Raw genomic sequence first — 11,268 nt, 5'->3', positions numbered from 1 at the left:
TGGCGCATGGGTTGCTGGTGGCGGTTTTGGCTTATGCCGTCACCCGCCACAGCCTGCGGCTGTACCTGCGGTGGGCGCACTACCGGCCGCTGCTGGCCTACGGCACCCGCATCACCTTCACCAGCTTCATCGAATTCATCACCAGCTCCCTCGACACGCTGCTCATCGGGCGGCTGTTGGGAGCGGCCATGCTGGGCATCTACAACCGGGCATCCATGCTGATTACGCTGCCCTTGTACCTGCTCACGCGCAGTGTGTCGCGGGTGCTGTTCCCGGCCTTCAGCCAGGTGCAGGCCGACCGTGCCAAGCTGAGCAGGGTGTACCTGAGCAGCATCACGCTGGTAGCGGCGGGCATTTTGCCCCTGGGGGCCGGGGTGGCCGTGGCCGCGCCGGTACTGGTGCGGGCCGTGCTCGGGCCGGGCTGGGAGGCGGCCGTGCCCGTGCTGCGCATCCTCTGCGTGGCGGTGCCGCTTAGCCTGATTACCATGTTTGCGGGCATTGTGTGCGATGCGCGGGCGGCCTTATCCGCCAAAATCAGGGTCAACCTGCTGGCCTTGGGCAGCTTGCTGGTGTTTTTTGGCCTGCTGCGCGGGCAAGGGCTGGCGGGCTTTGCCGGGGCCCTGGTACTGAATGAGCTGGTGCGCACGGTGCTGTTTCTGCGGCTTATGCACCAGGAGCTGGCCCTGCCCTACCCGCGCCTGCTGGCCGCCTACGGGCCGGGGCTGGTTCATGCCCTGGCCCTGGGCGCGGGGCTGAGCCTTTTGCAAACGGGCTTGCGGCCGTTGGCGTGGCCTGCCCCCACCATGCTGGCCGTGCTGATGCTGGCCGGGACCCTGGCCCTGGGGGTGTTGGGCCTGCTGTGGCCGCTGCCGGCCCTACGCACCGAGCTGCAGGGATTTCTGAGCCGCCTGCGGCCGGGAAACGCGGCTGGTGCCGGGGCCCGCGCGCTGGCCGGCTACCTGCGGTTTCTGGAGCGAAAGGCCCCGCTGGCCTCCTATGCACCGGGTGTTGAGCCGGCGGCTCCCCTGCGGCCATGAATATTCTACTGGTTTCGTTTTTGAAGCCCGACGCGCCCTCCGGGGTGCGGGTGCACTACGTGCAGCTTGCCGAGCAGCTGCGCCAGCGCGGCCACCACGTGGACGTGGTGACGCCCGCTACCCTCACGGGGCCACGGCGGCAGCAGGTGGCGGCGCTGCGGCACGTGCTGCGCCGGCTGGGGCCGGTGCTGCGCGCCCTTTCTACCACCGTAGCGTACTACCTGCACATTCGTTGGGGCATCGACTCCCGCCGCCCCTACGATGTGGTGAATGCCCAGGACCTGGGCAGTGGCCAGGCGGCCCGGCAAGCCCTCGGCCGCCGGGTGCCCGTGGTGGTGACGGGCCATTTCAATGCCCACCCCGCCGCCGACGACCTGCGCCAGACGCCACGGAGCGGCTGGGCGGCGCGAACCACGGAGCGCTGGTACGCCTACCTGCTGGCGCGTACCGACTACTTTATCGGGGTGTCGGCATTTGGCCTGGGCGTGGTGCGGGGGGCGCTGCCGCCTCATTGCCTGAGCCGGGTGGTGCACAACGGCGTGGACCTGAGCCGGGGGCACGCCGCGGTGCCCGCTACCCTGCGCCAACGTTTCCCCGGCCGGCACATTCTGCTCAACATCGGGCAACTTGAAACCCGCAAAAACCAGCTGCTGCTGGTGCATGCCGCCCACGCACTACACCAGCAGCGCCAGGATTTTGTGGTGGGCCTGGTGGGCAAGGGCGAAGACGAGCCCCTGCTGCGCCAGTGCATTGCCGACTACGGGCTGGAAGAGGTAGTGGTGCTGCTGGGCTACCACGCCGAGGTGCAGCCGCTGCTACACTGCGCCGACCTGTACGTGCACGTGGCCACCCACGAAACCTTTGGCCTGGTGCTGGTGGAAGCCATGGCGGCCGGCGTGCCGGTGCTGGCCCTGGCGGTGGGCGGCGTGCCCGAGGTGCTTGGCGCCACGCCCACGGCGCTACTGCAACCGAGCATCAGCCCGGTGGGGCTGGCCGGGGTACTGAACAGGTGGCTGGATGCGCCGGCCCTGCGCAAGAGGCTCAGCCAGGAGCAGGCCGCCTACGCCGCCACGCATTTTGGAGTGGGACAGATGGTGGACGCCACCCTGAATTTTTATGAGCAGGTGCGGCAGCATTTCCATGCATCGCCGGCCGCCGCCCGGCCCGAACTCGTGAACTGACTATCCCAGGTACCTGGGTGCCGCTATGAAACTCAACCTGCGCTTTCTGTATTTGCTGCCGTTGCTGGCCGTGCTCTTCACCAACCCCGCCTTCAATGCCTTCTTCTTTGGGAAGGCGAATGAATCGGGGCTGGCACTGCCCTACGAGTATGCACTAACGGCCCTGGCACTGCTGGCGGCCGGACGCTACTACCGTTACATGCAACCGGTGGTGCGGCTGTGGTTGGGGGTGGTGCTGGGCTGCATGGCAGCACTGGCCCTGGAGTCCTACGGCGGCTGGCACTCGTGGGCCAAGTACCCGCACGTATTCGGCAAGCTCACCATGCTGCTGCCGCTTTTTGGCTTGTATGCCTTTCACCGGCGCTTTCCGGCACCGTCTTCGGCGCAGCTGGTGGCCGTGCTGCTGCCCACTCTGTTGCTGAGTCTGGTCGTTATTTATCCCGAGGCGCTATCGTTGGGCTCGTTCCTGGAAACGGAGCGGGGCTTCAGCGTTACGTCGGCTTACCTGCTGCTGCCGGTGGGGCTCTTATGCCTCAACTTCTACGTGTGCAGCAACAACCTGTTCTACGGGCTGGCTTTTCTGCTGTGCCTGGGGCTGATAGTGTTTTTGCAGCACCGCACGGTATGGGTCTGCACGGCTGCTGCCCTGGTCATCGACTTCGGGCTGCTGGCCTTGCGGGTGCCGCAGGCCCGGGCGTGGGGTTCGCGGCTGCTGGTGCTGGCCCTGCTCGGCATCGGCCTGGGCATGGCCAGCGGATTGGCCGTGGTGCTCGAAAACCCTGACGTGGTGCGGAAGCTGGCCAAAAGCATTGGCGACATTAAACACCCCACCACGCAGGGCACCGGCACGTTTCGGCTCCAGCAGTACGAGTCGTACCTGCCGCTGGTGTGGGAGCGGCCCGTGGCGGGCTGGCGGCTGGAAGGGTTTGAAGTGCCCGTGCAGTTCTACAGCCTCGACTCGGGCGAACCGGTGTGGCCCGATTTCACCGGCCATCACTTCCACAGTTTCTACCTCGACCGGATGTTTTACTTTGGCTTTCTGGGGGTGCTGCTGGTGCTGTTGGTGCCGGGGGTGCTGCTCGGCCGCTGTCTGTTCCGCCTCACGCCCCTCGATGGTAGCACGGCGGCCCTGCTGGCTTTCGTGGTCACGTTTCCCGGCTTCGGGCTTTCCTACGACTGGCCCATCTATTCCTACGGTTTCATTGGCCTGCTGCTGGCCACAACCAGCAGGCCCGCGCCGGCAGCCCCGCTCCTAGCCGTAAAAAAAACGGGGCCTCACAAGTCCCTGCCATTCTCCCAACGCGGCGCCCCGGTAGTGCCTGCGCCCCAATTGCTGGCCGCGCATCCGCCCCGCGTCGGGGCCAGTTCCTGACCGGCGCCATCCCCCGGCTTTCGCTTCACCTTTAACTCCTCTCGGCCATGAAAATTCTATGGCTTGCGGCGTATCCTTCGCCGCGCATCACCCGCGAACACCCCGTGCCCTGGATAGTGACGCTGGCCGACCTGCTGAGCCGATACCCCCGCGTGCAGCTCACCATTCTGAGCTGGAACCCCAACCAGGAGCAGCCGGTGGAGGAGCTCGACAACCAGGGCATCCATTTCATCTACCTGCGCACCCCCACCTTTCGCCAGGACCTGCTCACGCTCTACCGGCAGCGCATCGCCATCACGGCCAGCTACCTGCGCCAACACGCCCACCACTACGACCTGCTGCACCTGCACGGCTCGGAGCTGCAGTTTCCGGCGGCCGCGGCCGGCCTCGACACGCCGCTGCTGCTGTCGGTGCAGGGCCTGGTGTCGGAATGCGTGAAGTGGGTGCCCGGCCTGGTGTCGTGGCGCAAGGTGCAGTGGCTGCTGGGCGGCTACTACGAGCGCAAGTACCTGCCCCTGATACCCAATTTTTCCTGCCGCACCCATTGGGATGCCGCCCACATGGCCCGGTTCAACCCGAAGGCGCACATCTACCACAACTGGGAACCCATCCGCGAGCCGTTTTTTAGGGCGGCCGAGCTGCCCCGGACGGTGCCCGACGGCCGGCCCGTGCTGCTGTTTATGGGCGGCTCGCAGGTGATGAAAGGCTACCAGGAAACCCTGGCGGCCTTCGACATCATTCGCCAGACCACCGACCTGAAGCTGGTGATTGCCGGCGGCCACTACCCCAACGAAGTGGCCGATGCCTACCGCCGCTACCCCCTGCGCCACCTCCGGCCCGGCGACGTGGAGTACCGGGGCTACCAAACGGCCGAGCAGCTGGCCCAGCTCTGCCGCCAGGCCGAGTGCCTCATCCATCCGTCCTACATCGACAACAGCCCCAACAGTGTGTGCGAAGCCCAGGTGGCCGGCCTGCCCGTGGTGGCCACCAACGTGGGCGGCGTCAGCTCCCTCATCGAAGATGGCGAAACAGGTCTCTTTGCCGAGCTCACGCCGGAGAGCATCGCGGCCCAGGTGCTGCGTCTGCACCACAGCCCGGCCCTGCGCGCCCGCCTGGCGGCCCGGGCCCAAGCCGTGGCCCACGTTCGCCACAACCCCGCCACGGTACTGAGCCGCACCTTCGAAATTTATCAGGCGGTGCGCTATGGCTTGGAAGTCAGTCCACTGGCCATAGCGCCTGCCCCTTCTTTCCGCCCGTCTTCAAATCTTATCCGCCATGATGCCGTCGCCCAGTTTCCCGCCCGCTGAAAGGTCCCCCGCTCCGGTGCCTTTCGATACGCCCGTGCTCTTCCTGGTTTTCAACCGCCCCGACGCCACGGCCCAGGTACTGGACCGGCTGCTGGCGGCGGGCGTGCGCCGCCTATACGTTGCGGCCGACGGCCCCCGCCCCGGCCACCCCACCGATGCCGCCCGCTGCGCCGAGGTGCTGGCCGTAGTGCAGCAGGTGGCGGCCCGCGCTGGCTGCGAGGTCCACACGCTGCTTCGGGCGGATAATTTGGGCTGCAGCGTGGCGGTATCGGAAGGCATCAGCTGGTTTTTTGCGCACGAGCCGGAAGGCATTATTGTGGAAGACGACTGTTTGCCCACGCCGGAGTTTTTTTCTTTCTGCGCCGAGCTGCTGGCCCGCTACCGCCACCACAGTGGGGTGATGCACATTGGGGGCAACAATTTTGGCCCGGCTGCCGGCGCCGCCCTGCCGGCTGGGGCGCCGGCCTACTCTTTCTCGCAGCAGGTGCACACCTGGGGCTGGGCCACCTGGCGCCGGGCCTGGCAGCACTACGACCTGCACCTGCGGGCCTTGCCGGCCCTGGCCGCCCGCAATGGCTTGCGCGCGAGCTTCAGCAGCCGGCTGGAGGCGCATTATTTCATGAGCAAGTTTTGGGAGCTGTACCGGGGCCCGCGCCCATTTACCACCTGGGACTACCAATGGCATTTTGCGCGGGCCGCCCGCCAGGGCCTGGCCATCATGCCCAGCGTGAACCTGGTCACCAACATCGGCTTTGGCCACGCCGAAGCCACGCACACCCAGGACGCTTCCGACCCGCACGCCGCGCTGCCCACGGGCCAGCTGCACTGGCCGCTGGCCCACCCCGACCAGGTGCTCCACGACCGGCCCCGCGACCGGCAGCAGTTTCGCAGCTTTCTGGCCGGGCGGCTGTGGGCCAAGCTGCGCAGCCTCCTGCGCCCGGCGGTTCCGTTTAGTGTCGGGCCGGCCGCCGCGGGCCTGGTCGTCACCGCATCCATTATGAAAGGCGCCCCGCAATGAAAATCCTGCTTTCAGCCTACGCCTGCGACCCCACCCACGGCGGCGAAGGCGGCAACGGCTTCAATTGGGCCTGGGAAACGGCCACCCTCGGCCACGAGGTGTGGTGCCTCACGACGCCGTGGGGGCAGCAGGCCGTCATGGCCGAGATGCGTGCCCGTGCCGGCCATCCGGCTGCTCAGCGGCTGCACTTTCTGTTTGTGAAGGTGCCGGGCTGGGTAGAGTTTCTATACCGCTGGCAATTTGGGGTTTACCTGCACTACATGGTGTGGCAGTACCGGGCCTGGCAGGTAGCCCGCCCCCTCGACCAGCGCGTGTGCTTCGACCTGGTGCACCACGTCACCTTCGGCAGCCTGCAGTTTGCCTCCTGGCTGTGGCGGCTGGGCCGGCCGCTCATTTTCGGGCCCGTGGGGGGCGGGCAGCAGGCCCCGCCACAGCTGCGCCAGTACCTGCCCGACTGGTTTAAAACCGAAACCATGCGCAATGCCGTGAGCCAGCTGCTCGTTGCCTGCGACCCCAACGTGCGCCAGACGCTGCGGCATGCCGCCCTGGTGTTCGCGGCCAACCGCGAAACCTCTCAGCTGGCCTGGCAGCTGGGTGCCCGCCACGTCGAGCTGGCCATGAGCACGGCCCTGCCAATGAGCTACTTCCCGCCCGAATATCCGGTGCGCGAGCCGCTGCCTGGGCGCGAGCTGCGCATACTGTGGCTGGCCCGGCTGTTTCCGCGCAAGGGCCTGCACCTGGTGCTGGAAGCCCTGGGACGGGTGCATCCGCGGGTGCGGTTTCATCTCAACATTTACGGCGATGGGCCGGTGGCCCCGCTCCTGCCGGGCTGGATAGCGGCTGCGGGCCTGCAAAACCGCGTGACCTGGCACGGCAACGCGCCCTACGCCACGGTACGGGCCGCTTTTCTGGCCCACGACCTGTTCATGCTCTGTAGCCTGCGCGACAGCTACGCGGCCCAGTACCTGGAGTCGATGGCCATGGGCCTGCCCATTTTGACCCTCGACCACCACGGCGCCACCGACTTCATTCCCAACGACGCGGGCATTAAAGTGGCGGTGGAGTCGCCCGAAGCCACGGCCGCCGCCCTGGCCCGCGCCGTGGAATACCTCTACGACCACCCCAGCGAGCTGGAAAACCGGGGCCGGGCCAGCTTTGCCTACGCCCGGCAGCAGAGCTGGCCGGAGCTGGTGACGCGCCTGCTGCTGCGCGCCTCCGATGCGGCCCATGTGCTCTCGGACCTGGTGCCGGCCTCCGCCGAGCCGAGCACTGTCAGGCACTGAAAACCGGCCCCTGTATTCCACCTCACTGCTCGTCGTTGACTTTGCTGGCCATGCTCTACATCATCATTCCCGTCTTCAACCGCTGGCCGTTCACGCAGGCCTGCCTGCAATCGTTGCGGCAACAAACCGTGCGGCATTTCCGGGTCGTTGTCGTCGATGATGGCTCAACGGACGACACGCGCGAAAGCCTGGCCCGCGACTTTGCCGAAGTGCAGGTGCTCCCCGGCAGCGGCCAGCTCTACTGGACCGCCGCCGTGAACCTGGGCATCCGCTACGCGCTGGCTTACGACGCCGACCGCATCATGACCCTTAACAACGATGTAGTTGCTCCCCCCGATTTTATTGAAAAAGTCCTCCGCTGGTCCCATCGCCAGCCCAGGGCCCTGCTCGGCCCCGTGGAGCTGGATGCTAGCACCGGGCAAACCGTTTTTGGGGGCGAAACCTTCAGTTTTCTGACCCACAGCCGCCATAGCCTGCTCGCCAGCCTGCCGCCCGAAGACCAGTGCGGACTGCACCCCGTCACCTACCTGCCGGGCCGGGGCCTGCTCGTTCCCGCCATGGTGTTTCGCATGCAGGGCTTGTTTGATGAGCGCCGCCTGCCCCACTACCTGGCCGACTATGACTTCACCAGTCAGGCCCGGCGGGCCGGGTTCCCGGTATACATCAACTACGATACCCACCTGCTCACTTACCCCGACGAGAGCGGCCAGGCCAAAACGCGGCGGCAGCGCAGTCTGCGGGGCTATTACCAGCACCTGTTTGGCATTCAGGGCGGCGGCAACCTGCGCAATTTCACCTACTTCGCCGTCAAGAATGCGCCGGTTTTTTTCCTGCCGTTTTTCCTGGTCAATGGCTACTTACGCCGGCTGCTGGGGTACTTTCTTCGTTAAGCGGTGCACTCTAAGCTGCAAGTTGGTAAATTTTTATTTTGATTATCAAGTTGGTTGACAACTATTTAATGTGCGTCTGCTTTTGCACAACTTCATAAGCAGCGCAGCTGTCCGGCTTTGGCGCATGGGCAGCTGCGTACTGGTTCGGCGCCTGTTGTAAAATATTCCGCATCCCCCGTCATGGTCATTCTGGTAAAACGATTCGGACAGCTGGGCAACCGGCTGTTTCTCTTTGCGCACCTCGTGGCCAATGCCACCGAGTACGGCTATGCCGTGGCCAACCCCAGCTTTGCGGCCTACGCCCCTTATTTTGTTGCCCCGGCGGCCGATGATTTTGGGGCGTTGCCCGTGCGCGTGGCCGTGCTGCGGCGCCGCTGGCTGGCCCGCGTACTGGAGCTGCTGATGAGCCTGGTGCAGCGGCCCCAGGTTTTCCGGGGGGTAGCCGCCGTAGCCCGTTGGTTGCCGGCGTGGGTTGGCCTGCCCGCACTGCTGTACCTCGACGACAATGCCGGCACCTACGACCTGCGCGCGGCCCATTACGTGGCCAGGGCGCGGCAGGGGCCGGTGCTGCTGCACGGCTGGTGCTTCCGCGACCGGCCCAGCTTTGCGCAGCACGCCAGCCTCATTCGCCGGCTTTTTGCCCTGGTACCTCTGCACCGGCAGGCCGTTTGTGCCGTGTTGGCCAGCTGCCGCCTTTCGGCTGAGGTGCTGGTGGGGGTTCACATCCGGCGCGGCGATTATGCCACCTTTGCCCAAGGGCAGTATTACTATGAAAATGCCGTGTACGCGGGCCACTTGCGCGCACTACAGGCGCAATTCGACCCTGGGCAGCGCGTAGTGTTTCTGCTGTGCTCCGACGAAGAATTGGACCTGAATGCCTTCGCCGGCCTGCCCGTTCATCGCGGCAGCGGGCATTTTGTAGAGGACCTTTACGCCTTGGCGGGCTGCGATTATTTGCTTGGGCCGCCCAGCTCCTACTCCATGTGGGCCTCGTTTTATGGCGAGGTACCGCTTTGCCACCTGCATCACCCAACCCAGGAGCTGAAACTGAGTGACTTTGCAGTGTTTCTGGACCAGTGACGATGCGTGGAAACGCCGTTCGGGGGCGCGCAATGCGGGGCCGGCCAACACCATGCGTCTTGCCGCATAATAAAAGCAATTTTGCCGCTATTGAGCAGGCGGGTAACTGCCAGCGCACCCCACGCCCAGGGCAACCAGCTGTTTACTTAGTAGGCAAGACTGGAGCTTACTTATTGAAGCTTGGGGCTCGCTACTTAAACGCCGGATTTAGTGCCGAACCGAAAAAAAGGGGGGGCAACAATTTGTTAATCAACAAATTGTTGCCCCCCCTTTTTTTCGGTTTTTTTCTCCTTCATGAATATAGCCATTTCTGGCCTTGACGACTCAAAAAAAGGGCATAAAGCAGAAATATGCTATCCCGGCTTGATGTACCTGGCGGGCTTCGCCGGTAGTAGCAATCATATTTGAAGGAACCATTTGACCCGTTTGTTTGTAAATTTGCGACGAAGAAAAATTATTGATGTGTAATCTTTACAGGTTGAACATTAATTCGGTTTGTAAGTTTATCGGGTTGACTTCTTGCGAAAGCGTAGATTCACCTTAAACGAAAGAAGCCAAAAACAGGAGGCCAGGGGGCCGCCGGCCGAGGAAGTTGGAGTTGTGTTGTTGAATTAAAGCCCTGTATTACTTGATTAAACGTTTTTGATGGTGAAAATCTCCCTGCCATTTCAGCGGGTGAGTTTAGCGCCGCTTTGTCGATACACAGCAGTCCGGAATGCTGAAGTGTAGGCGTGGCAATGTTAATTTAATCATTTTAGGCTTCGGCAACAATTGCACTAAAACAACCTGGGTTCTTTTATTAATTTATAGTGTCATGCGGATACTCTTGTGAGTTAAGCTGGACGCTATTGCTAAAACCAAAACCCGCAGTTTGAAAATTCAATCAAAGAATAATCTTATTTGCGCCTTGCTGCGTACCACCCTGCTGGGGTTGGTGTTGGCTCCGGCACTGGGCCAGGCTCAAAACGTACCGAGCGTAACTTACCAAGGCCCCATTACCATCACGCAGGGTGGCAGCTACACCGGCAATTATCGCAGCACCGACTCGAATACGCCGGCGGTCACCATTGCCACTTCGGCGCCGGTGACGCTACAAAGCTGCATTATCGTCGGACCTGGCGACCTGATTCAAGCCAACGGCACCCCTGGTGATATTACGGTGCTGAACAGCCAGGCTTACGGCACCACGCCCACGCAGGACAACCGGTACCGCGGGCGCTTCATTGCGGCCACCAACGCCCGAAACATCCGGGCCGAGAACAACTACCTGGAGCACACCACCGGCTTCACCATCTACCAGTTCAGCGGCGACGGCTCGGCCACCCAAACGGTGCGCATTCTGCGCAACCGGGTGCGCAACATCGACGGCCGAACCCGCAACGGCGGGCGCAACCTGGCCAACTTTATCGGCCTGAACACGGTGCGCAACATTGGGAACATCGAAATTGCCTGGAACCAGGTGATTAACGAGCCCAACCTGTCGTCGGTAGAAGACAACATTAACTTCTATAACTCGGGGGGCACGTCGCAGAGTCCGGCCCGGGTACACGACAACTACGTGCAAGGGGCCTACCCCTACCCCGCCACCAGCTCAACCTACTCGGGTACGGGCATGACCACCGACGGCGACGGCACCACCGTCAACACGGTGCCCGCCTTTCTGGAAGCTTACAACAATCAGTTCATTTCGACCTGCAACGCGGGCATGAACATTGCGGCCGGACACGATATAAAGTACTACAGCAATCGCATCGTGACCAGCGGCTACCTGGCCGATGGCACCCCGCTCAACGCGCTGTATGCCGCCACGGCGGTTTTCAACGGCCACCAGGTGTCGAGTAGTGTGTTCTACAACAATACGATTCAGAACAACACCATTGGCTACCGCAATCCGGGCTATACCATTCCTTTTCAGGACCGCCATGACCTTTCCAACGGGGCCTGCGCCACCTGCACGGGCACCACGCACTTGCCCAACCCTATTACCCTGTCGGTGGAGCAGAACGAGCTAACAATCTGGCAGCAGAAGTTGGCCCAAAACAATGTAACGCTCGGACCGGGCGGCAGTGGCGGTGGCAGCACGACCCCTACCACCACCCC

The 11,268-nt window shown here is 63.6% G+C and carries 9 protein-coding genes; all 9 read left to right on the top strand.

The window, feature by feature from the left end; genetic code table 11:
• The coding region (locus tag GM79_RS10795; protein WP_152559946.1) for an oligosaccharide flippase family protein at nucleotides 1-1,037 on the top strand (1,037 nt) is incomplete at its 5' end.
• Nucleotides 1,034-2,218, top strand: coding sequence for a glycosyltransferase family 4 protein (locus GM79_RS22985; protein ID WP_051718772.1), 1,185 nt, complete (start codon nucleotides 1,034-1,036; stop codon nucleotides 2,216-2,218). The genes GM79_RS10795 and GM79_RS22985, both read left to right, overlap by 4 nt.
• A gap of 25 nt (nucleotides 2,219-2,243) precedes the next feature.
• The gene (locus tag GM79_RS10785) at nucleotides 2,244-3,590 is read left to right on the top strand and encodes an O-antigen ligase family protein (protein ID WP_035563523.1); all 1,347 of its coding nucleotides are present in this window, start codon (nucleotides 2,244-2,246) and stop codon (nucleotides 3,588-3,590) included.
• Between the two features lie 47 nt (nucleotides 3,591-3,637).
• On the top strand, nucleotides 3,638-4,897 hold the full coding sequence (locus GM79_RS10780) for a glycosyltransferase family 4 protein (RefSeq protein WP_035563520.1): 1,260 nt from the start codon (nucleotides 3,638-3,640) through the stop codon (nucleotides 4,895-4,897).
• Entirely contained in the window at nucleotides 4,866-5,915 is a 1,050-nt protein-coding gene (locus tag GM79_RS10775; RefSeq protein ID WP_152559945.1) for a nucleotide-diphospho-sugar transferase, read from the top strand. The genes GM79_RS10780 and GM79_RS10775 overlap by 32 nt, the downstream gene beginning before the upstream one ends.
• Nucleotides 5,912-7,198 carry a glycosyltransferase family 4 protein gene (locus tag GM79_RS10770; protein WP_051718770.1) on the top strand — a complete coding sequence of 429 codons (1,287 nt, stop codon included), beginning with the start codon at nucleotides 5,912-5,914 and terminating at the stop codon, nucleotides 7,196-7,198. The genes GM79_RS10775 and GM79_RS10770 overlap by 4 nt, the downstream gene beginning before the upstream one ends.
• Before the next feature lie 35 nt (nucleotides 7,199-7,233).
• Entirely contained in the window at nucleotides 7,234-8,088 is an 855-nt protein-coding gene (locus GM79_RS10765; RefSeq protein ID WP_235184040.1) for a glycosyltransferase family 2 protein, read from the top strand.
• A 180-nt stretch (nucleotides 8,089-8,268) separates the two neighbouring features.
• On the top strand, nucleotides 8,269-9,168 hold the full coding sequence (locus GM79_RS22980) for a hypothetical protein (RefSeq protein WP_051718769.1): 900 nt from the start codon (nucleotides 8,269-8,271) through the stop codon (nucleotides 9,166-9,168).
• A gap of 907 nt (nucleotides 9,169-10,075) precedes the next feature.
• The coding region (locus GM79_RS10755) for a hypothetical protein (RefSeq protein WP_051718768.1) at nucleotides 10,076-11,268 on the top strand (1,193 nt) is incomplete at its 3' end.

This window comes from Hymenobacter sp. IS2118 (genome assembly GCF_000715495.1).
Lineage (GTDB): Bacteria > Bacteroidota > Bacteroidia > Cytophagales > Hymenobacteraceae > Hymenobacter.
This window is presented reverse-complemented; position numbering and strand designations above follow the sequence as displayed.

Bases quoted from the DNA above. Each gene is read 5' to 3' on its own strand.
- GM79_RS22985 (WP_051718772.1), top strand. From the start codon at position 1,034: ATGAATATTCTACTGGTTTCGTTTTTGAAGCCCGACGCGCCCTCCGGG.
- GM79_RS22980 (WP_051718769.1), top strand. From the start codon at position 8,269: ATGGTCATTCTGGTAAAACGATTCGGACAGCTGGGCAACCGGCTGTTT.
- GM79_RS10785 (WP_035563523.1), top strand. From the start codon at position 2,244: ATGAAACTCAACCTGCGCTTTCTGTATTTGCTGCCGTTGCTGGCCGTG.
- GM79_RS10780 (WP_035563520.1), top strand. From the start codon at position 3,638: ATGAAAATTCTATGGCTTGCGGCGTATCCTTCGCCGCGCATCACCCGC.
- GM79_RS10775 (WP_152559945.1), top strand. From the start codon at position 4,866: ATGATGCCGTCGCCCAGTTTCCCGCCCGCTGAAAGGTCCCCCGCTCCG.
- GM79_RS10770 (WP_051718770.1), top strand. From the start codon at position 5,912: ATGAAAATCCTGCTTTCAGCCTACGCCTGCGACCCCACCCACGGCGGC.